Annotated in this window: 15 protein-coding genes; all 15 read right to left on the bottom strand. The window is 69.6% G+C overall.

Annotated features, from left to right (window positions below; all coding sequences use genetic code 11):
- Positions 1-18 precede the first annotated feature (18 nt).
- Positions 19-1,389 (bottom strand): efflux RND transporter periplasmic adaptor subunit, encoded by a 1,371-nt coding sequence (locus A7W11_RS22325; protein ID WP_066419564.1) that lies wholly within the window; start codon positions 1,387-1,389, stop codon positions 19-21.
- Positions 1,390-1,435: 46 nt separating this feature from the next.
- Positions 1,436-2,293, bottom strand: coding sequence for an efflux RND transporter periplasmic adaptor subunit (locus A7W11_RS22320; RefSeq protein WP_162270302.1), 858 nt, complete (start codon positions 2,291-2,293; stop codon positions 1,436-1,438).
- A gap of 10 nt (positions 2,294-2,303) precedes the next feature.
- Positions 2,304-4,082, bottom strand: a complete 1,779-nt coding sequence (locus A7W11_RS22315; protein WP_235816948.1) for a TolC family protein — start codon at positions 4,080-4,082, stop codon at positions 2,304-2,306.
- A gap of 8 nt (positions 4,083-4,090) precedes the next feature.
- Entirely contained in the window at positions 4,091-14,155 is a 10,065-nt protein-coding gene (locus tag A7W11_RS22310; protein ID WP_066419562.1) for a putative Ig domain-containing protein, read from the bottom strand.
- 31 nt (positions 14,156-14,186) lie between these two features.
- The gene (locus A7W11_RS22305) at positions 14,187-15,755 is read right to left on the bottom strand and encodes a hypothetical protein (protein ID WP_066419557.1); all 1,569 of its coding nucleotides are present in this window, start codon (positions 15,753-15,755) and stop codon (positions 14,187-14,189) included.
- Positions 15,752-16,354, bottom strand: coding sequence for a hypothetical protein (locus A7W11_RS22300; RefSeq protein WP_066419555.1), 603 nt, complete (start codon positions 16,352-16,354; stop codon positions 15,752-15,754). The genes A7W11_RS22305 and A7W11_RS22300 overlap by 4 nt, the downstream gene beginning before the upstream one ends.
- Positions 16,351-16,875 (bottom strand): hypothetical protein, encoded by a 525-nt coding sequence (locus A7W11_RS22295; RefSeq protein ID WP_066419554.1) that lies wholly within the window; start codon positions 16,873-16,875, stop codon positions 16,351-16,353. Before A7W11_RS22295 ends, A7W11_RS22300 begins: the two co-directional genes overlap by 4 nt.
- On the bottom strand, positions 16,868-17,833 hold the full coding sequence (locus A7W11_RS22290) for a tetratricopeptide repeat protein (RefSeq protein ID WP_066419552.1): 966 nt from the start codon (positions 17,831-17,833) through the stop codon (positions 16,868-16,870). The genes A7W11_RS22295 and A7W11_RS22290 overlap by 8 nt, the downstream gene beginning before the upstream one ends.
- Entirely contained in the window at positions 17,830-18,771 is a 942-nt protein-coding gene (locus A7W11_RS22285) for a type II secretion system F family protein (RefSeq protein ID WP_066419549.1), read from the bottom strand. The genes A7W11_RS22290 and A7W11_RS22285 overlap by 4 nt, the downstream gene beginning before the upstream one ends.
- Before the next feature lie 8 nt (positions 18,772-18,779).
- Positions 18,780-19,763, bottom strand: a complete 984-nt coding sequence (locus A7W11_RS22280) for a type II secretion system F family protein (protein WP_066419545.1) — start codon at positions 19,761-19,763, stop codon at positions 18,780-18,782.
- 19 nt (positions 19,764-19,782) lie between these two features.
- A complete protein-coding gene (locus A7W11_RS22275) occupies positions 19,783-21,240 on the bottom strand; it encodes a CpaF family protein (protein ID WP_082887514.1) in 1,458 nt (485 codons plus the stop codon).
- Positions 21,241-21,275: 35 nt separating this feature from the next.
- Positions 21,276-22,544: an AAA family ATPase gene (locus tag A7W11_RS22270; RefSeq protein WP_066419542.1), complete on the bottom strand. Its 1,269-nt coding sequence runs from the start codon at positions 22,542-22,544 to the stop codon at positions 21,276-21,278.
- Between the two features lie 5 nt (positions 22,545-22,549).
- Positions 22,550-23,257, bottom strand: a complete 708-nt coding sequence (locus A7W11_RS22265; protein ID WP_066419540.1) for a CpaD family pilus assembly lipoprotein — start codon at positions 23,255-23,257, stop codon at positions 22,550-22,552.
- A gap of 19 nt (positions 23,258-23,276) precedes the next feature.
- Positions 23,277-24,788 (bottom strand): type II and III secretion system protein family protein, encoded by a 1,512-nt coding sequence (locus A7W11_RS22260; RefSeq protein WP_082887431.1) that lies wholly within the window; start codon positions 24,786-24,788, stop codon positions 23,277-23,279.
- Between the two features lie 71 nt (positions 24,789-24,859).
- Positions 24,860-25,834, bottom strand: a complete 975-nt coding sequence (gene cpaB / locus A7W11_RS22255; RefSeq protein ID WP_066419538.1) for a Flp pilus assembly protein CpaB — start codon at positions 25,832-25,834, stop codon at positions 24,860-24,862.
- Between the last annotated feature and the right edge of the window lie 77 nt (positions 25,835-25,911).

The raw sequence follows: 25,911 nt of genomic DNA, 5'->3' as shown, positions 1-25,911 counted from the left end.
TCGCCGGGAAGGACGCCGTCATACGCCCAGCCACACACGCAGGCTGGCCAGCGGACGGCGCAGCAGATAGGCGAACAGAGGCGTGCGCTGGCCGTACAGCTTGGCCGTGCCCTTCAGTCCGATGCGCGGCGCCGGGTCCTGTTCCTGCGCGCCGTCCAGCCGGGCGCGCACGCGATAGGCCAGCGTGCCGTCTGAAGCAGGGCTGGCGCGGTAGCCCACGCGCAGCAGCGTCGCCGCCAGCGGCGAGGCCGGCGCGGCGTTCAGGAACAGGCGCACGTCGGCCTGGTCAGGCAGATCGATGGCATCGGCCACGGGCAACTGGATTTCCAGCTCCGCGTCCTTGGGATCGGCCACCAGCATGATGCGTTCGCCCAACGCCACGGGCTTGCCGACCCAATCGGCGGGGTCGTCGAACAGCGCGATGCCGTCGCGTTCGGCGCGCAGCTGCGTGCGGGCCAGGGCCTGCTCGAAGTAGTCGACGTCGCTGGCGGCCTGGCCGCGCTTGCCCAGGGCCAAGGCCAGCGCCGCCTTGCTGCGTTCGTCGTACAGCGCCTGCTGCTGGGTCTGGCGCAGTTCGGCGTCGGCCACGGCCAGCGACTGGCGTGCGGTTTCCAGCTTGCCCGTCAGTTCGCGGGCGTCCAGCGCGGCCAGCAACTGGCCCTTCCGCACGATCTGGTTGGGCGCGACGGCGATCTGGTCCACCACGCCTTGCAGCGGGGCTCGTACCGCCATGGGCGCGCGCGCCACGATCTCGGCGGGCGCCAGCACCGACTGGCGTACCGGGACCAGCAGCAGCAACACCGCCGCCACACCCAGCCCCAGCCACCAGCGCGCGCGGCGCTTGCCGTGGCGAAGTTGCGCCCACCAACTGCCGGGGCCGTGCGGACGCGCCGCGGCGGGCCGCAAAGCCCGCCAGGCATGCGCGTAGGCATCGGCCAGCACCGACAGCACGGTCGTTTCGCGGGGGTGCCAGGGCGCATCGCGCACCAGCAGCAGGGCGGCGGAAGGCTTGGCCGTTTCGTCCAGCGCCAGGGGCAGCAGCCAGGCGTGCGTCGGCAGGTGTTCCGACCACATGGCGTGCTCGTCCGCGGCGGGCTGCAGCGGGCCGGCCTGAACGTCCCCGGCCGTGGCCATGCGGCGCGCCAGCAGTGCGGCCAGCCAGACATTGAACGGCGCGTTGCGCTCGGGTACGGCCAGGCCGGACAGGGCTTCGATCACGCCATTCCCGCCATCGCCCGCCCGCCACAGCGCCGCCTGGCGATAGGGCGCCAGGGCGTGCGTGTCATTGACCATCAGAAACGCCAGGTCCTGCGTGGTGGCGCAGGCGCGTGCGCGCTGTTCCAGCTGCAACAGCGTGGCCAGCAGGGTTTCGCGCGGGGTATTGCTCATGCTTGCCTATCGGGCCGGGGACCGGCGCCGGGATTCGAAGGGTGATTCAAGGCTTCGGCGGATCGATGCGCACGTTGCCGCTCATGCCGGGCAGCAGGTCGCTGGCGGTCTTGCCGTCCAGGCGGCCAACCACTTTCACCGACTGGCTGACCGGATCGACCGTGCCGGCGATGCGCGCCACCACGGCCTGGTAGGTGCGGCCCGTTTCGTCCACCGTGATGTGCATCGGATAGCCGGTCTTGAGCCAGGCCAGCCAGCGCGAGGGCACGATGGTCTCCAGCTCGAAGGCGCTGTCGTCGTAGATGCTCAGCAGCTCCTTGCCCTCGGCCACGCTTTCCAGCGGGCGGACGAAGGCCTCGCCGACGCGGCCCGCATAGGGTGCGGTGACGGTGCAGCGGTTGACCATGACGCGTTCCACGCCGGTCTCGGCGCGCGAGACGGCGACGCCTGCGCGGGCCTGGTCGACGTCGGCGCGGCTGATGGACGACAGCTTGTCCAGCTGTTCGGCCACCGCCAGTTTCTTGTGCGCCGCGCCTTCGGCCTGCACGGCGCGCTCCAGCCGCGCGCGGTTCAGCGCGCAGTCGTAGGCGATCAGCACGTCGCCCTTCTTGAAGGACTGGCCATCGCGGAACGGCACGCTGGCGATCTTGCCAGCCAGTTCGCTCGACAACAGGGCGCGTTGGCTGGCGACCAACTGGGCGCGGGCGCCGCCGCTGTCCGACATGGCAGATAGCGGCGCCAGGGCGGTGGATTCGTACGCCGGGGGCGTGCCCGCCGCGGTGGGCGGGACGCCGGCCGTCTGGGCCTGGACCGGCGCGTTCGACACCATGCAGGCCAGCGCCGCCCATGCCAGGCTGGCGCGCGGCGTGCCGGGCCGCGTCCGGCGGGTAGTGCGTAAAGGCATCGTCCGGGCCTCAACGTACATCGACGGGTTGCGTCTGCACCGCGCCAGCCGGCACGGCGTTGGCGCTGACGGCTGCCGGGATGACAGGCTGTCCGGCGCCCGACAGCGAGCCCAGGCTGCTCCACGGCGAGCCCGTCACCGTGCGCAACGCAGCGGCACGGGGCTTGGGCGCGGGCTCGGCCACGGCGACGGTCACCGGCTCTGTGGCGGCCGAGGCGGCCTTCAGGGTGGCGGCGTTCGCGTCGGCCTGCAGGCGCGGCACGTCGATGTGGCCGCGTTCGATCCTGCGGTTGGTCTCGGCGATGTCGCGCGCCAGGCTGGCCAGCGTGTCGCCGGTGATGCGCTCGGGCAGGGGATCGATGCCGGCGGCCTGGTAGACGGTGTTCTGCGCATTGACCAGTTCTGCGTAGCTCAGGTCACGCGCACGCGTGGCCAGCAGGGTCTCGACCTTGGCGCGCACCAGTTCCAGGTGCGTCTCGGCGTTGCTGCGCGCCGCGTTCTCGGTCTGCACCTGGATGGCGTCCTGCAGGCGCGACAGCTCGTTGGCGCGCTGGAAGGCAGCCTCGGCGCGCTGGCGCTCCAGCCAGGCGATGTGCACCTGGCTCAGCACGCTCATGCGCAGGGCCTGGCGGCGCAACTGGGCGACATCCTCGCGCGCTTCGCCGGCCCGGTTGATGGATGGCAGCGACAGCAGGCCCAGCAGATTCCAGCTGACCTGCACGCCGGCATCGGCCCAGTTGTTGTTCACCAGATACTTGTTGCTGTCGTAGTTCAGGCCGCCGAACAGCGAGGCGTTCGGGAACAGGCGCAGCAGCGACATGCGGGTTTCCAGCACGGCGTTGCGGGCCAGGTAGCTTTCCTCGCGCAGCTCGGGGCGGTGCACCATGGCCAGCGCCTCCAGGTCGTTCAGTTCGTAGGCCAGGCGCGGCGCGTCCTGCTGTGCGGCCTCCGGCGCGGCCAGCGTGAACTCGGTGGCGGGCGGCAGGTTCATCAGGGCGGCCAGCTTCGCGCGGGCCTGGGCCAGATCGTTGTCCAGCGCTTCGGTCTGGCGCACCATGTTCAGCAGGTCGCGCTGATAGCGCAGCGCCACGATGGGAGCCACCAGGCGCTTCTGCTCGGTCTGGCGGGCGTAGTCCAGCGTCTGTCGCGCCTCGGCCAGCGTCGAACTCACCTGGCCCTTCAGGCGCTCGGCCGTCACGGCGTTCCAGTAGGCGGTGCGGGTCTGGCGGATGATGTCGGCGACCACGCGGCGGCGGCGCTCCTCGGCGGCCAGCGCCTTGTTGCCCTGCGCCTTGGCGCCGAAATAGCTCAGGCCGAAGTCCAGCACGTTCCAGCTCAGTTGCAGGTCGGCGCTTTCGCCGTGGCGCTCCTGGCTGGTCGAGGGCACCAGCGACTGCGTGCCGGTGCTCAGCGATTCGCTGGACGAGCCGTAGTCGTTGCTACGGGTGCGCAGGCCGGCGCGGGCAGTCAGCTTGGGCAGCATGCCTTGCTTCTGCACGTCGACCAGGTTGTCTTCCAGCGCGCGCTCCATCAGCGCCAGGCGCTGCTGCAGGTTGTACTTGACGGCGCGGGCGATGGCCTCGTCCAGCGTGATCGGCGCGGTCACGGGTTCCTGCGCGGCGAACATGGCGCCGCGGTCGCTGCGGTCCAGCTGCAGCAGGTCCTGCGTGCTGAGCGTCTCGGGCGGGGCGACGCTGCAACCGGCCAGGACGGCGGCGGCCAGCACGGTCAGGGCGAAGCGCGCGCTGCGGCGCTTGGAGGGCATCTCGGAATGATCGAGTGAGGTCATGTCGATGATCAGCTTTCTACGGTGATAGAGGGGGCCTGGCGGACGCCGGCGGACAATTCGGATACGGGTGCGGCGATGGCCGGCGCGGGGTCGTCGCCCAGGGCGGCCAACAACTGGCGGGCTTGGGAAAGGATGTCCTGGGCGGCGCTCTGGCGCAGTTGCAGACTCAGGGCGGGCTTGTGGTCGGCGATCAGGTCATCGCCATCCGCCTGGATGGCGTGCGCAGCCAGCGGGGCGATCGGCGCCGCCAGGCCGTGGCGCTCGGCCGAGATGACGATGGGCACGGAGATCTGCTTGCCGTCCACGGTGCGCACCACCAGTTGCAGCGACAAGTCGCCAGCGCCGGTGATGCCCGGCGCGACGATCACGCCACGGGTGGTATCCAGGCGCACGCCGGCGGGCAATGCGCTGCCGTCGGCCATGCGCAGGGCAATCGATGCGATCGGGCTGTTGCTGCGCACCAGGCCGGCGGGCAGCGTGAACACCTGACGGTTGCCGTCCCGGTCGTAATGCCACGCGCCTGCCACGGGGCGGTCGGGGCCTGCCAGCGGCGCGGCGCCGGGACCGGCCAACGCGATCAGGGTCGTGGTCTTGCCGTCGACGGTGCGCATGGCGTCCAGGCCGCGGGTCCAGCGGTCGTCGCGTTGCAGCGAATCGGCCAGCAGGTCGTCCAGGATGGCCGACGAGCCGGCAGCGGCAGGTTCCGCCGCGTCGCCGCCTGCGCCCAGCGGGGTGAAGCCGACGGCGGGCGTCGGCACGGCGCCCGCTGGGCGGGCGACGCTGTCACGCCATCCGCGTTCCTGTTCGGCATCGCGGCGGGTCGTGTCGTGCGGGTAGGCCGGAGGCTGCATCAACGGCTGCGGCGCAGGTGCGTCGGAGGGCTGCGGTTCGGGATCCACGGGCTGCGGATCGGTTCCCGGGTTCGTGCCAGGATCCGTGCCAGGATCGGTGCCGGGATCCGGATTGGGCTCCACGCTTTGCGCCACGACTTCCAGCACCAGCGTACGCGAGACGGCGGCGCCAGAAGGATCGGTCGCCCGGATCGTCAGGGTGTACGTGCCGGCCGAAGCGGCCACGCCCTGGATGGTGCGCGTGTCCGCGTCGAAGCCCAGCCCTTGCGGCAGGCCGTCCACGGTCCAAGCCAGGGCATCGCCGTCGGCGTCGGTGAACAGGCCTTCCGGCAGGACGTAGCGGTAATCGCTGCCGGCCTGGGCCTGGCCAGGCGTCAGGTCGATGCCGCTGTCGACGGGTTCGGTGTTCGGCGGTTCGGCCACGACCAGCGTCAGCGTGCGCGACGCCGTGGCGCCGCTGGGGTCCGTCACGGTCACGGTCAGCGTGTAGCTGCCGGCCGCCAGGGCGCTGCCCGTGAGGGTGCGCGTGTCGGCATCGAACGACAGGCCGCCCGGCAGGCCGTCCACGGTCCACGCCAGCGTATCCCCGTCTTCGTCGCTGAACAGCGATTCGGGCAGCGTCAGTGTGTAGTCGCGGCCCTGGAGTGCTTCGTCGGGGGTATAGGGGGTGTCGCCAGGTTGCGGGGCATGGTTGGGCGCGACGGCGTCGATCTGCACCGCATAGGCGGCGCTGTCGGCCTCGCCGTCGTTCAGGCGCAACGTGACGGTGCGGGTGCCACCCGAGTCGCCGCCCGCGGCGTAGCCGATGCGGTGCAACAGCGCATTGGCCTGCGCGCTGGTCGCGGCGGCCGTGAAGCGCAAGGTAGCCTGCGTGCCGTTCTGTTGCAGCGTGGCGATGGCATTGCCGTCCAGCAGCACGGTGGTGCCGTCCGACGACAGGGTATAGCCGTCACCCGCCAGCAGGCTGAAGCGGTCGCCCGCCTGGCCTTCGAACACGATGCTGGCGCCCTGGTAGTTGCCCGCGCCGTCGGCGGCGGCATCCCGTTCGGCATCGCTGATCTTCAGCGTGGGCGCCAGCACGACGGGATCGCCGCCCAGTTCGCTGACCGGCCTGCCTGCCGGCGCAGCATCCAGCACCTCGATGGCCTCGCCCAGCACGATCACGCCGCCATCGGGCAGCAGCACGATGTGGCCCGCGCCGGCCATGCCGTCCTGCGATGCCACCAGCGCGCCGTTGGTCGTGGCGTAGTAGTTCATCTTGCCGTCGGCCAGCGTGGCGAACAACGCGCGGCCGTCTGCGGTCAGGGCGATGTCCTGGATGTCCAGGCCGCTGGCGAACACGCCCGCGTGCGTCAGGGCGCCCGTGGCGGTATCCAGGCGGAAGGCGTCGATCTGCGAGCCGCTGGCCACGAAGACCGTGCGGCCATCCTCGCTGACGACGATGTGCTGCAGGTCGCTCAGCGACACCGTTTCGCCCGCAGCGTCGGGCTGGTTGTTGGCCGCCCAGCCCAGCAGCGTCAGCGTGCCGCTGTCGTCGCGCTGGTAGACGATCAGCGCGGCGTTGGACGACGCGGTTGCCACGAAGACCAGATTGCCCTGCTCGGTGATGGCGGTGGGCGACCACAGGTATGGCGGGCTCCACAGGCCGCTGTCCATCGCGCCGGCGTAGCTCAGCGCGCCGGTGTTGGTGTCACGGGCCAAGGTCAGCACCGTGTAGGCGTTGAGCACATACAGGTTCTTGCCGTCCGCCGACACGGTGAGGTCGCGCAGATCGAACATCGCGCTGCCGTCCACTTCGTACACGCTGCTGATGGCGCCGCCGTAGGTCAGCGCGCCGTCCGCGGCCACGCCGAACCAGGCGATCTGGTTGCCGTCCTTGCGCAGCGCATACAGGCTCTGGCCGTCGGCCGACAGGCTCAGTTCCTTCACGCCGTCCAGGCCGTTGCCCGCGGCGAAGACCCGCACCAGGGTCAGTTGACCAGTGTTGGCATCATGGCTGAACAGCGCGATGGCGCCGCTGTCGTCGGCCACGTACACATGCCCGCCATCGGCGGAAGCAATGCTGGACGTCAGTGTTCCCAGCCCCGCGACGCCGGCCAGCTGTTGCAGGTGGGACAGTTCGCCCAGCGACAGCACCGGGTCCGCCACGATCACGGGCAGGTCGTTGACGGCGGTGATGCCGATGTCGAAGGTCATCGCAGCCGACACCAGGCCGCGCTGGTCGGCCAGCGTCACGCTGACGGCCACGCTGGCCACCGGGGCGTCGCTGCCGTTGGCATACGTGATCTGCCGCAGCGCGTTCTGGACGTCAGCCTTGGTGGGGATGGCGCCGTTGGCGTCGGTGAAGGTCAGCGTCAAGGTGCCGTTGGCGATGGCGAAGGCGCCGATCACCTTGCCGTCCTTCACCAGGTCGTTGCCGCTGCGCGTCAGGCCATTGCCGTCAAGGAAGCCCAGGCTGTCCGCCGAGCTGGCGCCGGCGCCCAGCGCCACCGTCAGAACGCTGCCGTGATAGTTGCCCAGGCCGCCGTTGAAGGCGTCCATCTGGGCATCGGACACCGATGCGCCCGGGGCGATGAGGATCGCGTCGGCCTGCTCGGCGTAGCCGACGTCCGTGCCGCCGCCCAGGTGGGGGGCGGTGTTGGCCTCGGCGGCCGGCGCCAGGTGGACGATGGCCGTGCCCGTGTAGGTGGACAGATCGTCGCCGCCGTCATTCTCGCGCACGTTCACGCCGATGGTCACGTCGCCGGTCGTGGCCGTGCCGTTGTGCGAGTAGGTCAGGCTGTCGATCACCTGCGCGGCCCGTTCGGGCGTGTTGCTCAGGTACAGCGTCACGGTGACCGTATCGCCGTCGATCCGCACCATGTATTGCAGGCCCGTGCCGGTGGACTGCACGCCGCTGGTGGCCGTGCTCAGCGAAATGCGCCCGCCGTCCGCGCCCAGCACGTCCTGCCCGCTGGCCGGGCTGACCGTCACGATCACCTGCCAGATGGCCTGGTCGGCCTCCACCGTGTCGATGGTGGTGCCGTCGAACAGCTTCACCGGCTCGCCTTCGGCGGGGTAGGTGGGCGACAGCGGCGTGGTGTCGATGACGGGCGGGTCGTTCACGCCGATCAGCGTCACGTCCGCGGTCATGCTGTCGCTGTTGCCGTCGCCATCGTTCAGCGTCATCACGAAACGCGCCTGGTCGCCGTCGAGGGTGGGATCGGCGCTGGTGTTCAGGTAGGCGATGCGGCGCAATACCTGTTGCGCTTCGGCCTTGCTGACGCTGGCGGTGAAGGTTACGGTCAGCTTGCCATCGGTCTGCGAGAAGCTGGCGATGGCCGTGCCGTCGCGCAGGATCAGGCCGTTCTCGGCGTCCAGCGTGAAGTCGTCGCCTGCCAGGAAGCCGAACTGGTCCATCGCCTGGGCGCCGCCGTCGCGCTCCACGACGATGCTTGCGCCCTGGTAATCGCCTGCGCCGCCGTTGCTGGCGTCCAGTTGCGGGTCGGCCAGCGTGCCACCGGGCAGCAGCACTACGGCGTCGCCGCCTTCGGTATAGGTGGACGATGCCGGCGCCAGGTCCACGACCATCAGGCCTTCGGTCCAGCTGAATCTTCCGGCTAGATACAGCTGCCTGCCGTCCGCGCCGAGGCTGGCGCCGCGCAGTTCCTGGATGGTGTTGCCGCCCAGGCTGGACAGCGTGCCGGCCAGCGTCGGCTGACCATCCGCGCCCAGCGCGTACAACGCGATCCCGTCCGCACCCATCACGAACAGCAGCTTGCCGTCCGGCGACACGAGCAGGTTGTCGGCGGTTCCGCTGAGCGCGGTGCCCGCCACGGCAGCCAACGCGCCGTCCGCGCCCACCGACAGCGTGTGCAGCACGCGGTCCGTGCCGTCGAAGTCGATGGCATACAGCGTCTTGCCGTCCGGCGACAGGGTCAGTGAAGACGTGTAGTACAGCTGATCTTCGACCGGCGCCTGGCCTTGCGCGGCCATCACGAAGCTCAGCGTGCCGTCTTCAGCCACGCGGAAGACGCTGGCCAGCGTGCTGGTGCCCGTGGTCGCCACGAACAGGTAGTGGCCGTCGGCTGACAGCGTCATCGCGCCGGCATTGTCCAGCGGCAGGCTGGCGTCTTCCGTGTCGGCCAGCGTCTGGGCCAGGGCCCAGGCGCCGTCCTGGCCGCGGGTGTACATCAGCAGGCTGTTGCCCGCGGTGACGTAGACATGGCCGTCGGCGCCTGCCACAACGTCGCGGATCAGGCCTTGGGATTCGATCAGTTCGCCGCCGATGCTGCCGGACGCGCTCAGTTCGCCGCTGGAGGCGTCGCGGATGAACAGGGCAACGCCCTGGTTGCTCAGCACGTAAACGGTGGCGCCGTCGGCCGACAGGCGCACTTCCGTGGCGCCGCCCAACGCGGCCAGCGTCTTGCTGTCCAGGGTCTGCACAATGCCCAGCGTGCCGTCCTCGGCGCGCTGCAACACATGCAGGCTGCTGATTTCGATCTCGCTGAACGTCTCGCTGTCCCACTGTGTCGTGGTCCGCACGACGTAGACGAGATCGCCCGAGGCGACGGTGCTCTGGATGCCATCGAACAGGCCGTTGTAGTTCTCGTCCTGGGGTGAGAGCAGGTCGTCGTAGACGATGGAGCCCGTGTCGGCGCCCAGGCTGGGCGCCTGGGCTTGCACATGTATGGTGGCCGTGATGGCCGGCGACGCGGTATCGGCGCCGCCGTTGGCCGTGCCGCCACTGTCGCGCACGGCGCTCAAGGTCACGGTGCGCTCGCCCGCCGTGCCGTTCTGGGAGGCGTTGGCGTAGGCCAGTCCTTGGACCAATGCCGCGGCGGCGTCGGGGCTCATCCCGTCCGCGCGGGTCACGGTCACCGTGGCCGTGCCGTCAGCCAAGGTGATGGTGTAGCTGTAGCCGTTGGCCGTGGTGACGCCGTTGCCGGCCACCAGGGCGATGGCCTCGCCATCGATGCGCAGCGTCTCCGCCGCGCCATCGCGCAGGCCGCCCACCGTCAGCGTCAGCGACGTGATGGCCTGGTCCGGCTCGACGGTGGAGATCGCGACATCGGCGAATAGCTCCACCGCCGTGCCGCCCAGCCCCTGGGTGGGCTCGGCGGGCGTGGCGGAGGCCACGGGGGCGTCGTTGACGGCCGTCACGGCCAGCGTCACCGTGAAGTCGGTGGTGATGTAGGTGTCCGTGACGCCGATGCACAGCGCGATGCTGGCGGGTGGGACGTTGCTGGTGTTCGTGTAGGTGATCTGTTGCAGCACGTGATTGGCCGTGGCCGTGCTGGTCTGCGCCGTGAAGGCAATGGTCAGCAGGCCGCCTTCGCTGGTCAGCGTGGCGATGGCACGGCCATCGAGGGAGATCACGCCGTCCTGCAGCGTCAGGCCGTTGCCTTCGGCCAGGCCGAACGTGTCCTCGGCATCGGCGCCCGTGGGCCGGGACACCGTGATGACTGCACCGTTGTAGTCGCCCGCGCCGCCGTTCAGGGCGTCGTACTCGGCATCGGCCAGGTGCAGGCCGGAGGCCGGCTTCAGCGTGCCGTTCTCGGTATAGGCCAGCGTCACGTCTGGCGTGACGCGGACCACGCCCAGGCCGCCGGCGGTGAAATAGCCGCCGCCATAGATTGACGTGCCGTCCGCGGATATCACGATGCGGTAGGCTCGGCCGCCGATGCCGGTCAGGGTCTTCACCAGCACCGGTTTGCCGTCGTCGCCGATGTCGTAGATCTGCAGATTGCCGGTGTTGTTGCCCGCGTACAGGGTGCCGCCGTCCGCGGACAGGGCCAGGCCCCAGGTCTGGCTGGCCGACAGCGAGGCGATCTGGGTCAGCGTCTTGGCGTCGTGGTCGTACTGCAGGGTGAGGATGCTGCCCGGAGAACCGGTGGACACATAGAGGTAGCCCGCATCCGAGATGGCGATGCTGCGCGAGAAGTTCGACAGGCCCAGGCCGCTCCAGGTGTTGACGAGGGTCAGGCTGCCGTTGTCGCCAGCGGTATAGATCGTCATGCGCGAATCGCCCACCACGTACACGGTGCCGTGGCTGTCCACGGCCAGTGCCGTGGCGCCGTTGGTGGTGCCGAAGCCATCCGCGTGCGTACTGGCCAGCACGGGCACGCCGTCGGCGCCCAGAGTGAAGGCGTACAGGTTGTTCCTGGAGATTGCGTACAGGGTCTTGCCGTCGTCCGACAGCACGATCTGCTTGGGCTGTTCGGTGCCGACCACGGTGCTGTCCTGCGTGGCGGCCAGGGTGCCGTCGGCATTCACGTCGAACACGGTGAGGACATAGCTGCCCGCCGTGTTCTGTCCGACCAGGTACATGTGCGCGCCGTCGGCGGAGTAGGTCGCGTAGGTTCCGCCGATCAGGCCGTTCACCTCGATGCCGTTGGCCGCATTGCCGTCGTCCGCGGCGCCTTGGACGAACTGCTGCAGCAGGGTCAGCTTGCCCGTGGCGGTGTCGCGCTGGTAGATGCTCAGGACGCTGTTTCCGCCTGGCGTGATGGCGTGCCCCAGGTTGGGATTGCTCACCACGGTCAGGATGGTGTCGCCCTGCGAGAGCGTCAGGCTGTAGACGGCGTTGCTGAAGCCGCTCAGGCCACCCTCGGCGGTATAGGTCAGCAGGCTGCCGTCGGCGCTCAGCGCGGGCGGCGCGTTATCGGCCTCGGCCGGTGTCACCACGCGCAGGTCCACCGTGTGCTGCGCCGTCAGGCCATGCTCGTCGGTGACCGTGATGGTGATGCTGTAGTCGCCCATCGTGGTCGGCGTGCCGCTCAGGGTGTGCGTCGCGGCGTCGAAGGCCAGGCCCGCCGGCAGCGTAGATGTGCTCCAGGTCAGGGTGCTGCCGCTGTAGAGGCTGTCGGGATCGCGGAACATGTCCGCGTCCAGCGTCACGCTGTAGCCGGCCGTATTCACGCCTGCCAGCGGCAGCGACGTGGGCGCGCTGTCGCTGACCTGCGGCGCGCGGTTGGCGATCTGCGCCACGTCCAGGTCCAGGGTCACGGAGGTGGTGGCGCCATAGATGTCCGTGGCGGTGATCGTCACGGCGTATGTGCCAGGCACGGTGACGGTGCCCGAAATGGTGCGGGTGGCGGGGTCGAAGGTCAATCCGTCCGGCAGGCCCGACACGGCCCAGCTCATCGCATCGCCATCGGCGTCGGTATACAGGCTGGCGGGCAGGGTGACGCTGTAGGCGGTCTCGGTGGTGGCCTCGTCCAGCGTGTATCCGGTATCGGCCTGCGGCGCGGCGTTCAGCAACAGGGCCACGGCCATGGCGTTGCTGTCCAGCGCGCCGTCGCCGCTGCGCACGGTCAGCATGATCAGGCCGCTGCGCGTGGCCGCGGCATGGCTGTAGGTGACCTGGTGCAGCACCTGGTTGGCTACCGCCTTGGTGGTGGCCGAGGTGAAGGTGATGGTCAGCGTATCGCCGTTGCGGGCGTAGGTGGCGATGGCCGAACCGGCCAGCATGATGTTGTTGCCCGACAGGCTCAGGCCGTTGCCCTCGGCGAACCCGAAGCTGCCGCTGTCCACGCTGGCGGTGATGGTGATACTGGCGCCGTTGTAGTCGCCCGCGCCGCCGTTCAGCACGTCGTAGTTGCTGTCCGACAGCGTCAGGCCGTCGGCGAAGGGCAGTTCGGCGCCGGCCTGCAGGCCTTGTACGCTGCTGTAGCGCGCGACGCCGCCGCCCGCCACCAGCAGCGACAGGCCATCATGCGAGACCGCGATGCCGTTGCCACTACCGCTGCCGGCCAGCGTCGTCAGCAGGTTCAGCGCGCCGTTGGCGCCGATGGCGTACACATTGACCGAGCCGTTGGCGGTGCTGGCGTACAGCAGGGTGCTGTCCGGGCTCAGCGCCACGTTGCGCAGGCTGCCAGGCGTCTGCGAGCCGATCAGGTTGAGCGAACCGTCCTGGATCTGGAAGGCATGGATCGCGCCGGTCGACGGGTTGCCGATGTACAGGTACTTGCCGTCGGCGCTGACGGCCATCGAGTAATCGGTGGCCGTGTAGCCCGTGCCCACATTGGCCACGGCCAGGTTCTCGCGCACCGTCAGGAGGCCATCCTCGCCGCGCTGGTAGATGGTCAGCGCGTGCGGGCTGCCCAGGTACATGATGTACACGTAGTCACCCGATGTGGCGATCACCCCGCTGCGGCCATTGCCGTTGCCGACGGCGCGGCCGATGACGGTCAGGTCGCCAGTGGAGGCGTCGCGGCGGTAGATGACGACATCGTTCCACTGCGTGCCCACGTACAGATAGGCGCCATCGTCCGACTGGGTCATGCCGCCGTTGATGACGCCGTTCTGCGAGGCGATCGAGGCGGCATAGCTCAGCGTGCCGTCCTCGGCCACGCGCAGGTGCACCACGTAGCTGTCGTCGTTGCTGGACGTCGTGTAGAGGGACTTGCCGTCCTCGCTGACCACCATGTGGTTCACGGTGTTCAGGTCGTCGTGCTTGAACGTCTGCAAGGCATGCAGCGCGCCTTCGGCATCCACGGTGTAGACCTGGATGCCGTCCGTGCCGGCCACGTAGGCGAATTTGCCATCGTTCGAATAGGCCACCTCGGTGGCATTGCCCAGGTCGCCCAGGGACAGCGAGTCACGTGCATCCAGATGGCCGTCGCCCGTCAGCACGGGCGCCACGTTGATGGTGCTGGTGATGTGCACCGTGGCGCCGATGTCCAGGTCGGCCACGTCGTTGCCATCGTCGCTCAGGCTCCTGAGCAGCACATTGACCGTACCGCCTTCCACCGTGCTGTCCAGCGCGCGGTAGGCCATGCTGTCGATCAGGTCGGCAGCGCCCTGGGGCGTGTTGCCGGTCTCCGACGAGGCGATGGTGAAGGTGATCGTGGTGCTGCCGTCTCCACCCACCTGCACGGTGTAGACATAATTGTTGTTGGCCGTCGTACCGCCGCCGGCCGTCAGCGTGATCTCGCTGCCATCGGCCACCAGCGCCTGGTTGGCGCCGCTGCGGTCCAGGGTCACGACCAATTGATTCAAGCCGTCCTGGTTACCCGTGTCGGTATGCACGGCCACGCCGCTGAACAGGTCGACCGTCTGCGCGGCGCTGTGCTCGTCGACGGTGACGTTGGCGGTGTTGCCGTCGGCGGATACGCCAGGCTTGGTGTCGGTGGCGTCCACCACCTGGGCAACGGTGGCGGTGACGGCCGCGTCCAGCAGGAAGCGGGGTTCCAGGACCAGGGCCTGGCGGCGTAGCGAGGAGGGGCGGCGTGCGGTCATGGCAGGCGTATGGGAATGAGGCAAGGTGGGCTTATTCGATCAGCGTGGTCAGGGAGGCCAACTGGCGCAGTTCTTCGGCGATCTCGTCCAGGCGGTCCTGGATGCGGCCTTCCGAGACCACGAAATCGCGGCCGGTCAGATACGTGATGTCCGATCCCTTCTCGGCGCACAGCGTCAGGCCGGGGCCGGCGATGCGGCGGAAGTCCGAGGCGCTGCGGATCTGGCCATCTTCGTCCTGGGCTTCATCGCTGCCGGTCACGATCAGGAAGAAGCGCAGCCGGTGTGCCCGGAAGCTGCTGCACAGGTTGGCGAAGCGTTCGGTGATCAGGGCATCCCCGTTGCCGCAGGCGCCGCCGCTGGTGCCGGTGTTGGCGCTGCAGCCGTCGGTGGGCTTGCCGACCTCGGCGTTGTAGGAATCCGAGTCGAACCAGCGCTGGCCGGTGGAATTGATCAGCATCACGATGGCCTTCACACGATCGCCCTGGCCCTCGTCGAAGTCCTTGGGCAAGTCGTCAGGCAAGGCCCAACCGGAGGCGCCTCGGAATGAGGGAGCCAGCGACATCGCGCTCCAGCCCATGGCGATCGCGTAGTTCACGTTGAAGCGGGTGGACATCTGATCCAGCCGCTGGTCGATCTTGCCCTGGTCGTTGGTCAGTGGCAGCAGGGCGGCGCTGGGGCAGCCACGATCGGCGACCATCCAGCGGGTATCGTTCACGCCGGTCGCCTGGCCGAAATTGGGATTGGGGCCGACCCAGCTGATCGGCGTCGCGCCAGGACTGCCGTTCTCGGGCAGGTCGTGGCGGTAGTACACCTTGAACGCGCTGGAGGGCGCCTGGTCCCAGAAGTAGTTCTGGCCGCGATTCACGCCACGGTACATGCACAGCAGGTTGGCGCGCCGGTCGGGAATCCGGGGGTCCGCCAGACTGCCGTAGCCGGAGCGGAACAAGGAGGTCAACTCCACCGGGTTCAATGCTCCCGCCGTGGCCCAGTTACGCAACCGGCCGCTTTGCTGAGCGTCGTACACATTCACGGCCTGGCTGTACGGCACTACCGACAGCCAGGTGGTGTCGGTGTTGTTCAGCATGTTGGCCGAGAACGACTTGCCCAGCCGGCGCAGCGCGGCCAGGTTGGCGGAGTCTTCCGCCAGCGTGTTCGGCAGCGTCAGCGCGATCTCCAGGCTGACGTCGCGCGAGATGGCCGCCGAATGCACCGACACCGTCTGCTCCGTGAAGCTGGCCAGCATGGGCGAGGCCTTGAATGCGGCCGTCACGCGCGCGCCCGCCGTGCCGTTGACCGTGATGGCTTCCGCCTGCACGCTCAGCTCGCTGCCGACCTGTTCGTCGTCCAGGCCCAGGTTGCTGGCCACGTAGCGCTCGGCGATCCCCTGGATGTCGGCCTGCCGGTCCTTGGCGCGCGCCATCGAGGCGGCCAGCGCCGCGGCGTCCGTGGCGCGCTTCAGTTGCGAAGCGTCGGCGGTCATGCGCACGCCGTCCGAGGCGAAGGCGGCCAGTGCCACCGCGCCGCCGATCAGCAGCAGCAACAGGATGGCGGCGGCACCGTCCTGGCGGCGAGGCAGGGTTTCAGGGCGTCGGATCTTCATGACTGTGAGTCGGTTTGGGCCAGGCCGCTGCCGTCGCTCTCGGCCTGCAGCGGTTCATCCAGCGTGATGGCCGCGTTCGAGGCCGGGAACAGGGTGTCGGTCTGCAGCATGTCGGGCAGGACCAGGCCGGAGAACAGCGAAACATTGCCGGTGCCGCGGCACGCGCGCACCACGATCATCGAGGGCGCGGCGGTGTCGTCGCCGCGCCGGCTGTCGTCGGGCAGCGTGCCCGAGTATCGGCCGCCCGTGGCGGGCGCCTCGCACAGGCCTTCGGCGCCGCCGCGCGCCAGTCCCCAGGCCACCGAGCCGTCCACACGCACACTCAGCAGATACATCAGCTGGTCGTTCTCATGGCCCTGCATGGCGACCTTGGCCAGTTCGTCCAGGCCGCCCTGCGTCAGCTCGCGCTGTGCGGCCAGGGTCGCAGCCATGACGCCCGCGGTGCTTTCCAGCCGGATACGTTCGGTATGGATGCGCTGCATGTCCGCGCCCAGCAGGCCCACGCCGATCAGGATGGGCAGCGCCAGCGCGGCCTCCACGGCGAAGGCCCCGCGCTGGCGGCGCCGCGCGGCGTTGCGCGCGCGACGGGCGCGGGTCATTGCTGCGCCTCCGTATTGGTCTGCGGCAGATACGCCAGCACCTGTTCATAGCGGTAGCGGAACGCGCCGCTGTCCACGCCCAGCAGGCGCGGCAGCGGGGTGATGAAGTTCTTGCGGATGTCCACCGAGATGCGCCAGGCGGGCAGGTTGGTGGTGCGGTTCTGGTTCTCCGCCTCGTTCGCCGAGGCCGTGCCGCCCATGGCATCCAGCGAGGTGTATCGCTCGATTTCCACCGTGGCGATGTCGTCGTCGTCCAGGTAGTTGTGCGAGGCCGCCACCATGCGGTCGCGCAGCAGCGATTCCATGCTGACGCCCTGCAGGCCGCCGCCGGTCTGGTTGTCCTGGCGGAACTGCTGGATGGCGCGGTCCAGCGCGCCCGCGCCCATGTTGATGGTCAGGCCGATGTTGGCCAGCTCCATGAACATCATCGCCGCCGCGATGATGACGGGCAGTACATAGGCGGCTTCGACCGACAGCGCGCCGCGCTGGCGGCGCCGGGAGCCCGAGCGTCGATCAGCCACGGCTGTCCTTTTCCTGGGCGCGCAGGGGCAGCCACTGGCGGCTGGCCGACAGCAGTTCTTCGGCCACCGAGGCGCCGCCGCGGATGCGCTGGCGGTGTTCGGCGAAGGCGTCCAAGGCATGTTGTGCCTGCGCCTCGCCCATGAAGCCGGCCAGCGTCTGGCGGGCGCGCTGCTCGTCGCCCTGCATGGCCTGGGCGAACGCCAGGTTCAGCTTCAGTGTGGGCATGCGCGACGCCTCGGTCTGCGAAAGCAGGCGCACCGCCTGGGCGGCGTCGCCGCTGGCCAAGTGCGACAGCGCCAGGTTGTTCAGCACGCGGTTGTCGGCGGGATCCAGTTCCAGCGCATGCGCCAGCAGCTTGCGGGCCTCGTCGTGCTGGCCGCGCGCATCCAGCAGCACGCCCTTGGCGTTCAGCGCCGCGATGTTGTCGCCGTCGGCCTTCAGCGTGCAGTCGAAGTCGGCCAGCGCGGCGTCCGTCTGGCCCAGCGCCATGCGGGCGCGTCCCAGGCCGTTGCACAGCGTGGCGGTGGCCGCGGGCGTCAGGGTGGCGCCGGTTTCGTTGAGGGCGCGCCGGGTGCGGCCGTACAGCGCCAGGCTGTCCGCCGCCGGCTGCACCTGCGCCGCCACGCTGGCGTACTCCAGCATCTGCAGGGGCTTCAGGCTGCCGCGCTGCTCCAACTGGGCGTAGATGCCCGAAGCGGCTTCGAAACGGCCCTGGTCGCGCAACAGCCGCGCCAGTTTCAGGCCCTCGGACGTCACTTCGGCAGGATCGGCAGCGGCGCGCGGTGCCGCGGGCGTCTGCCCCGTCGCTGTGGCGGGCACGTTGCGCGTGCCGGTGCCGGGGCCGGAATCCGCCTTGATGGTGATGCCGCCGCAGGCCGTCAGGGTGGCCGTCATCAGGCACGCGGCCAGGCTCTTGCCCAGGCGCGGCGTCAGGAAGGAAACGATTCGGGTGTTCATTGCATCAGGGTCCGGATGACGCGCATCAGCGCGGGCGTGGCGACGATGGCGACCACGGGGGGCAGGATCAGGGTCATCAGCGGCACGCTGAGCTGGGCGGGCAGCTTGCCGGCCTTTTCTTCCAGTTCCAGGATCAGGCGGCTGCGGCTTTCCTCGGCGATGGTGCGCAGCGCCTGCGCCAGCGGCGTGCCGTAGCGTTCGGCCTGGATCAGCGAGCCGACCATGCTTTCGATGGACGGCACGCGGGTGCGCTCGGCCAGGTGGCGCAGCGCGGCGGCGCGGTCGGGCAGCAGTTGCAGTTCGGCGCTGGTGTAGGCCAGTTCGTCGGCCATGGCCGGCGCGCTGAATGCCAGTTCGCGCGAGACGACCTTCAGGATGCGCGGGAAGGGCAGGCCGGCCTCGGCGCAGATCACCATCAGGTCCAGCGCATCGGGCATGCTGCGCGACAGCGCCTCGTGGCGGCGCGCGGCGCGGGTCTTCACCAGCAGTTCGGGCAACAGCGTGCCGGCGAACAGCGAGATCAGGCCGATGGCCAGCCCCGTCAGGCCGAAGCGGCTTTGCGGACTGGCCAGCAGCCACAGGGCCAGGCCGCAAAACAGCACGCCGCAGCCGTATTTGGCGGCCATCAACAGGCCGACGGCTTCGGCGCGGCGCCAGCCGGCCTGGGCCAGCAGGCGTTCGTTGGCGACGCGGTCCTGCGCCGTGCCGGCCAGCTTGTCGCCGAATGCGGCGGCGGCCTGCAACACGGGAGACAGCGGCGAGCGGTCATCCAGTGCAATCGATACGGTGGTCTGCGACGTGGCGCCGCCGCCATCGGCCGCGCCCAGCCGCGCATGCAGCGGGTTGCGGCGCGACTCGGCGCGGGCCAGCCAGACGACCAGCGCCAGGCCGGCCAGGAAGATCAACAGCAGCAGGGGAGCCAGGGGATCGGAGAACATGGGCGGGCTCAGCGGATGCGCTTGACCATGAGGTGGGTGATCAGCAAGCCCAGGCCCACGCTGCATGCGGCGTAGACCATGACCTGGATGCCGACCGCGTCGTTGAACATGAAGCGGAAGTCATCGGGTGAATTGAGGTACATGTAGAGCAGCACGCCGGGCACCAGCAGGGCGACGATCTTGGCCGAGGCGCGCGCCTCGGAGGTCTTGGCCTTCACCTTCATGCCCAGTTCGGCGCGGGCGCGCAGCGTGGCCGACAGGCGTTCCAGCGTGTCGCCCAGCCGGCCGCCCGATTCCTGGCTGATGATCAGGATCACGGCGAAGAAGCGGTATTCGGGCAGCGGGACGCGTTCGGCGGAGCCCTGCATGGCGGCCTTCAGCGGCACACCCAGCTTCAGCCAGTTCTCGATTTCGCGCAGTTCGGGCGCCAGCGGGCCGTGCAGGTGGTCGGCGGCGATGCCGAAGGCGCTTTGCAGCGGCACGCCCGAGCGGCAGATGCGGGTGATGGCGTCGATGGCCTCGGGCAGGCTGCGCGTCAGCGCGTCCAGGTGCCTGGCCATCGCGCGCTGGTAGGCGAGGCCGCCCAGCAGCGCCCACAGCAGCGGCGCGCTCAGCAGCACCTGGGCCATCGAGGTGCCCGTCATGCGCGCCAGCGCCAGCGCGCCGACCACGGCGACGGCCGCCGACAGCAGCAGGCGCTGGCGCAGCGTGGGCAGCCAGCCCAGCGATTGCGCGCCGTCGCGCAGCCGTGTCAGGCGGCGTCCCACGGCGGGCCAGCGGGGCAGCAGGTCGTTCTGGCCGGGCAGGGCGATGGTGTCCGCTTCTTGCAGCACGGCCAGGGCCGCGCCGCTTTCGCGCTCGATCTGGCGGCGCAGCGCGTCCAGGCGCAGTTCCATGGCGTCGGCGCGGCGTTGGCGGCGGCTGGTGGCGCGCACGGCATAGAAGCCGACGAGCACCAGCAGGAAAACGATCAGGGTGAAGAGGTCGAGCATGTCAGCTGGATTCCGCGGATCAGGCCACGTCCTGGTCGAACAGGTGGGCCTTTTCGGTGTAGAAGTTCGGCCGCAGGCCGCTGCCGCTGTGTTCGCCGATCACCTGGCTGGCGGTGCCGCCCGGACGCGAACGGAAGGCGTGCAGTTCCTGGGTCTGGATCACTTCCTCTTCCATGCCGCAGATCTCGACGATGGACACCACGCGGCGCGCGCCGTCGCGCATGCGCTCGATCTGCACGATCAGGTCGACCGCGCTGGCGATCTGGCGGCGGATGGCGGCCAGCGGCAATTGCATGTTGGCCATCATCACCATGTTTTCCAGGCGCATCAGCGCGTCGCGCGGCGTGTTGGCGTGCACCGTGCACAGCGAGCCGTCGTGGCCCGTGTTCATCGCCTGCAGCATGTCGAAGCACTCGCCGCCGCGCACCTCGCCCAGGATGATGCGGTCGGGCCGCATCCGCAGCGCGTTCTTCATCAGGTCGCGCTGGTCGATGCGGCCGGTGCCTTCGGCGCTTTCAGGACGCGTCTCCAGGCGGATCACGTGGATCTGCTGCAGTTGCAGTTCGGCCGCGTCTTCGATGGTGATGATGCGTTCCAGCGGGCTGATCTTCTGCGACAGCGCGTTCAGCAGCGTGGTCTTGCCCGCCCCGGTGCCGCCCGACACGATGATGTTCAGCCGCGCCTCCATCGCGCGGCGCAGCACCGTGGCCATGTCCATCGACATCGCGCCGCGCGAGGCCAGCGATTCCAGCGACAGGTCGCGCCGCATGAACTTGCGGATCGAGATCGTGGTGCCGTCCAGCGCCAGCGGATGCGTGATGACGTTCACGCGGCTGCCGTCGGGCAGGCGGGCATCCACCATGGGATTGGCTTCGTCGATGCGGCGTCCGACGCGCGCGGCGATGCGCTGCGCGGTGTTGAAGACGTGTTCCTCGTCGATGAAGGTGATCGGCGTCAGTTCCAGCTTGCCGTAGCGTTCGATGAAGATCTGCCCCGCGCCGTTGACCAGAATGTCGTTGACCGTGTCGTCGGCCAGCAGCGGTTCGATCGGGCCCACGCCCACCATCTCGTCCAGCATCTGGCGCGAGATCAGTTCTTCCTCCTGCCCGGACAGTTGCAGGCGCTGCTCGTCGCAGATGCGGCGGATCAGCGCGTCGATCTGCGACTGCAGCTTGTCGCGCGGCATGGCCGCGGCTTTCAGCGGATCGATCTGCGTGAAGAGTTCGTCCCGGATGACGCGGCGCTGGCTGGTCTGTTCGGCGTTGGCGGCCGCGGGCGCGGGGGCCGGCGCCGCCTTGGCCGCGACAGGTTTGGCCAGTACCGGCGGGCGCGGGGCGCGCATCGCAGGTTGCGGCGGTGGGGCAGCCACCACCGGCGCGGGCGCGGCCGGCTGGGCGGTGGTCGCGGCCGGGGCCGGGGCCGGGGCCGGCTGAGCCGGCGCGGAAGTCGGGGGAGCGGTCTTGCGGCGGGGCAGCATCATGGGGGATCTCTCGGGCGCGGGACGTCGGGGGCTCAGGCGCGTGCCGCCTGGCGCGTTCGGCTGGTCGCCGCAGGGCGGTTCAGCCAGGCGCGCAGGCGCTGCGCCATGCCGCCGGCTTGCGCGCCCGCGGCATCGGGCAGGCCCAGGATGCGGGAGCCCAACTGCGCCACGGCCTGGGCATAGGGCGAAGCCGTGGGCAGATTCAGCGGCCCCTGCAGCAGGCTGGCCGACAGGGCCGTGCCGGCGTAGGGCAGGTGCAGGTCGATGCCACGCCCGACGAATTCCTCGAACTGGGCGTGCTCCAGCGGGGCGCGCTGCTGGTGGCGGGCGGCGCTGGCCACCAGCAGCAGGCGCTGCCCGCCGCTCTCGTCGCCCAGCTGGGTCAGCAGGCGATGGGTGCTGCGCGCGCCCTGTACCGTCAGTTCGGACAGCACCACGCGTACGTCCGCATGGGCCAGCACCTCATCGGCACCGTTGGGGCGATGCGAGGGCAGGTCCCACAGAGACAGCGAGAACAGCTGGCACAGCACGGCGCCCAGTTCCAGCACGCGTTCCGGGTCCACCGGCGTTTCGGCGGCGGGACGCTGCGCCAGCAGGTGCAGGCGGGCGGGGCCGCTGGCCTGGCCTTGCTGCGTGGCCAGCAACGTGCGTTGCAGCAGGCGCGGATCGATGTCCGGCGCGGCCAGCAGGCTGGCCAGTCCCGCGTCGGCCTCCAGGCCCAGCAGCAGCGGCAGGTCGCCCTTGCGGCGGTCGAAGTCCACCAGCACCGTGGGCGTCTGGCGCGAACCCGCCAGCCACTGGCCCAGCGCGGCGGCCAGGGTACTGACGCCCACGCCACCCGCAACGCCCGTCATGGCCACCGTGCGCCCGGCGCGCGCCGTGCCGCCGTGGCCCAGCGGCGCGTCATCGTCGGCGCGAGCCAGCGTGTCGGCCAGCAGGTCCAGGCGCGGCGGCTTGATGAGATAGTCGAAGATACCGGCCTGCAGCAATTGGCGGTACAGGTCCACGTCCTGTTGCTGGCCCAATGCCACGATGCGGCAGGCGGGGCCGGCCTGCGCGGCCAGCTCCAGCAAGGCGGACAGGGGATGCGCGTGGCCGGCGATGTCGACCAGCAGCACCGAGGGCGGCGTGTTGGCCGCGCACCATTCGATGGCTTGCGCGGGGCCGCCGGCCTGCAGCACGGTGGCGGGCCGGCGCAGCCGGTCCAACTGGTCGCCGATGGGCTTGAGGTCCGCCGCGGCCGCGAAGACGGCCGGTCCGCCGGAAATGGCGTCGGAGGTCGAGGAAGAAGTGTCGCTCATGGCCGTCAGTTGTCGAAGTTGATGTCGATCAGATCGCGCGTTTCGCCGGTCTGATAGCGCTCGACCGCTTCGGCGGCGGCCTTGCCGTCGGCGCCATCCAGTGCGCGCGGGCGTGACAGGTCGCGCGGATCGCTGACCATGCGGGCCAGGTTGGCGCGCGTGGCGCAACCCAGCGTGCCCACGCCGTAGAACGGATGGACGGTGACTTCACCGGGCTTGGCGATGCCGCAGCGCGAGGCGTCCAGCGTCAGTGCCTCGGATTGCAGTTCCAGGTCCCAGCCTTGTTCGGCCGCCTGCGCCAGGCGTTCGCCGTCCAGCGTGGTGCCCAGCACGCGCGGCTGGCGTGCACCGGCACGGCCCAGGGCCTGCGCCAGGCGTTGCGCCAACACCTCGCCGCGCGCGTTGAACGGCGTCAGCGTCAAGACCTGCTGTTCGATGCGGCCCTGACGGGTCAGCAGCGCATTGGCCGCGCGCAGCGACTCGGGCGTCAGGCCCTGGCCGTCGGCCGTGCCTTGTAGCGCCAGGGCGGCGGCCCGGGGTTCCGGCTGGATCGCCTGGGGCGCGGCGCCGTCGCCGAAGCGCGACGCGCGCAGCTTGTTGATCGGCGTGTCGCAGCCGGTCAGCAGCAGCGTCATCGCCAGGGGCAGCAGGGCCCAGAGCGCCGGCCGCCGGGGCGCCGGTCGTGAGGAAGTGCGGATCGTGTCGTGTTGCATGGAGTATTCCTACGCGGCGTCAGTACAGGTAGCCGATGGAGGCTTGTTGCGGCAGCAGTTCCTTCAGGCCCGGCAGGTCCTGGCCCGGCACTTGCAGTTCGCCGGGGGCCACGGGATCGACCACGTTGGCCGTCACCAGGATGACCAGCTCGGTGTCGGCCTTGGCCGACACCTCGTGCTCGAACAGCCTGCCCAGCAAGGGAATGCTGCTCAAGCCCGGCACGCCCTGCATGGTCTGCGCCTGCGTCGAGCGCAGCATGCCGGCCAGCGCGAAGCTCTGCCCGCTGGCCAGTTCCACGGTGGTATCGGCGCGGCGCACCTTCAGCGCGGGAATCGAGATGCCTTCCAGCGTGACGGCGCCGTCCTCGGTCAGCTCGCTGACCTCGGGCGCGATGTGCAGGCTGATGCGGTTGGCCGACAGCAGCGTGGGCGTCATGCGCAGGATCACACCGTACGACTTGAAGTCGATCTGCACGTTGTTGTTGGTGATGATGACGATGGGCACTTCGCCGCCGGCCGCGAAGGCCGCGCTTTCGCCGGACATCGCCGTCAGGTTGGGTTCGGCCAGCACGGTGGCGAAGCCCTCGGACGACAGCGCCGAAATCAGGCCGCCCATGGTGAAGTTGCCTCGTGTGCGCATGCCGCCGATCCCGATGCGCGAGGTCGAGGTGCCGGGCACCATCTGCGAGAGCGTGCGGCCCGTCAGTGAATCGAACAGCGACGGGTTGACCGTGCCGCTGACCGGGGCGAAGCCCGCGCCGCCGCTGCCGGTCATGATGCCCCAGGCGCCACGGCCCGAGTTCAGCGTGGCGGCCCAGTCGAAACCCAGTTCGTGCGACAGAGTGCGGGATACTTCCACCACGCGGACCTGGATGTTGATCTGCGAGGACAGTTCCACCTTCAACTGGTTGATGACCTGGTCGCGCCGGTTGGCGCCGTTGGCTCCGCCACCACCGCCGCCCGCGCCGCCGCCGCTCTGGCCGGCAGGCGAAGAGGCCAGGCCGTCCAGATAGGCCTGGATCTGGTCCGCCACTTGCTTCGATTCAATCGGCGTGCGTACCTTGCCGCGCACGATGATGCGATTGTTCATCGACGCTTCGAGCTCGATATCCGCATCGGGCACCGTGCGCTTGATCTGTTCGCGCAGCGCATTCAAATCATGTTCGGCCACCACCTTGATGGCGGCGATGACCTGGTCGTTGGCATCCAGCGCATAGAGCGTGGTCGTGCCCACGGCCTGCGCGAACACGAAGATGTTGTTGGGCGAGGGCACCTGGAAGCTGGCGATACGCGGATCAGCCACCAGCACCTTGGCCGCGTCGCGCTTGAGCTTGAGCAGATGGCCTTCGCGCACGTTCAGCGTGATGACGCCGGTGGGCTGCACCTGCTGCAACGCTTGCGGGCCGGCGCCGGCGGCGCCTGCCTGGGAGGGTTGCGCGGCGTGCGCCACGCCGTACAGCGACAGCGCGGCGGCCAGGCACAGCCGGGCGAAGGGAAAGTCTGCGCCCGGACGGGCCACGGTCTGGATCATGTCGAAATCGGAAGGTCGAGCCGAAAGAGGCGCGGGCGAGGCCGCGCGAGAACGGAAGAGGCGCATGGCGATCAGTTGCGGTTGCCGCGGTAGGTCTGTACGGCCGCGGCGGTGCCCTGGTAGGTATTCACCATGCGAGGCGTGGTTCCGTCGAACACGGCGGTTGCGGCGTTCAGGCGGGTGGCTTCACGAGACGCGGCCACGGACGTCTGCGCTTCGTGCATGCTCAACAGGGCGACCTGCAGCGTGCCCACTTCGCGCGCCAGCGCCAGCCGTTCGGCGTCGGCCGGGCTGACTTCCAGCGTCAGGCTCTCGTAGAACAACGTGTTGGGGGCGGGCAGAGAGCGGTTGTTGCGCTTGGCGTTGTCCGCTGCGGCGCGCTTGCCGGATGTTTTCTCGGCCGCCGCCGCGGCTTCGGGATCGGCGGGAGGCGTCAGCGAGACGGCGTTGTTGTTCATGGCCAGCACGCGTACGTTGCGCACGATGGTCTGGGAAGCCAGCATCGCGTATTCACTGTTGGGCATGGGCGAAGGCTTTTCCACTCCATCGCGCTGCAGGGCCAGGATGACATCGACCCGGTCGCCCGAGTTGACCAGGCCCGAGTTGCTGTCCACGGCGCTGGTGGGAATCGATACGGCGCGCATGCCCGGCGTCAGCACGGCGGCCAGGAAACCCGGCTCGCCGGGGTAGACCAGCGCGCCCTGGGTCAGGGTCTGGCCCGCCGTCAGCGGCTGTCGCAGGGCCGCGCCGTAGATCTCGCGTTCGATCTTGCGGCGTTCTTGGTCATTGGCTGCGGCGAAGTCGTCGGCGCGCACGGCATCGTCGGTCGTCTCACGCCAGTTCAGCGTCTTCAGCGTATCGCTCTTGACGAACAGGCCCGCCGCCATCGCATCGCCGGCCGACAGCACATAACGCACGGGCGGCTTGGGCGCGGCCTGCGCGGGCACTTCCTTGACGATCGTCACGGGAGGGGGCGGGCGCATCAGCGAGCGGCCCACCAGGGCGGCGCCCGCCGCCAGCGTGACTGCCGAGGCGAGCAGGATCAAGGATCGCGTTTTCATTTCAAATGGAATTGATTTGCACTTTCGTTTACGTTTATGGCAAGACGCGCCCTGGGAAATGC

This window comes from Bordetella ansorpii, assembly GCF_900078315.1.
GTDB lineage: Bacteria > Pseudomonadota > Gammaproteobacteria > Burkholderiales > Burkholderiaceae_B > Bordetella > Bordetella ansorpii.
Note: the sequence above shows the minus strand (reverse complement) of the source record. Positions and strands in the feature narration are given on the sequence as shown.

What these genes read in the sequence shown, in the direction of transcription:
- A7W11_RS22300 (WP_066419555.1), bottom strand. Translation starts at nt 16,354, where the DNA reads ATGACCCGCGCCCGTCGCGCGCGCAACGCCGCGCGGCGCCGCCAGCGC.
- A7W11_RS22315 (WP_235816948.1), bottom strand. Translation starts at nt 4,082, where the DNA reads ATGACCTCACTCGATCATTCCGAGATGCCCTCCAAGCGCCGCAGCGCG.
- A7W11_RS22285 (WP_066419549.1), bottom strand. Translation starts at nt 18,771, where the DNA reads ATGTTCTCCGATCCCCTGGCTCCCCTGCTGCTGTTGATCTTCCTGGCC.
- A7W11_RS22305 (WP_066419557.1), bottom strand. Translation starts at nt 15,755, where the DNA reads ATGAAGATCCGACGCCCTGAAACCCTGCCTCGCCGCCAGGACGGTGCC.
- A7W11_RS22260 (WP_082887431.1), bottom strand. Translation starts at nt 24,788, where the DNA reads ATGATCCAGACCGTGGCCCGTCCGGGCGCAGACTTTCCCTTCGCCCGG.
- A7W11_RS22280 (WP_066419545.1), bottom strand. Translation starts at nt 19,763, where the DNA reads ATGCTCGACCTCTTCACCCTGATCGTTTTCCTGCTGGTGCTCGTCGGC.
- A7W11_RS22275 (WP_082887514.1), bottom strand. Translation starts at nt 21,240, where the DNA reads ATGCTGCCCCGCCGCAAGACCGCTCCCCCGACTTCCGCGCCGGCTCAG.
- A7W11_RS22310 (WP_066419562.1), bottom strand. Translation starts at nt 14,155, where the DNA reads ATGACCGCACGCCGCCCCTCCTCGCTACGCCGCCAGGCCCTGGTCCTG.
- A7W11_RS22325 (WP_066419564.1), bottom strand. Translation starts at nt 1,389, where the DNA reads ATGAGCAATACCCCGCGCGAAACCCTGCTGGCCACGCTGTTGCAGCTG.
- A7W11_RS22320 (WP_162270302.1), bottom strand. Translation starts at nt 2,293, where the DNA reads ATGCCTTTACGCACTACCCGCCGGACGCGGCCCGGCACGCCGCGCGCC.
- A7W11_RS22265 (WP_066419540.1), bottom strand. Translation starts at nt 23,257, where the DNA reads ATGCAACACGACACGATCCGCACTTCCTCACGACCGGCGCCCCGGCGG.
- A7W11_RS22290 (WP_066419552.1), bottom strand. Translation starts at nt 17,833, where the DNA reads ATGAACACCCGAATCGTTTCCTTCCTGACGCCGCGCCTGGGCAAGAGC.
- A7W11_RS22270 (WP_066419542.1), bottom strand. Translation starts at nt 22,544, where the DNA reads ATGAGCGACACTTCTTCCTCGACCTCCGACGCCATTTCCGGCGGACCG.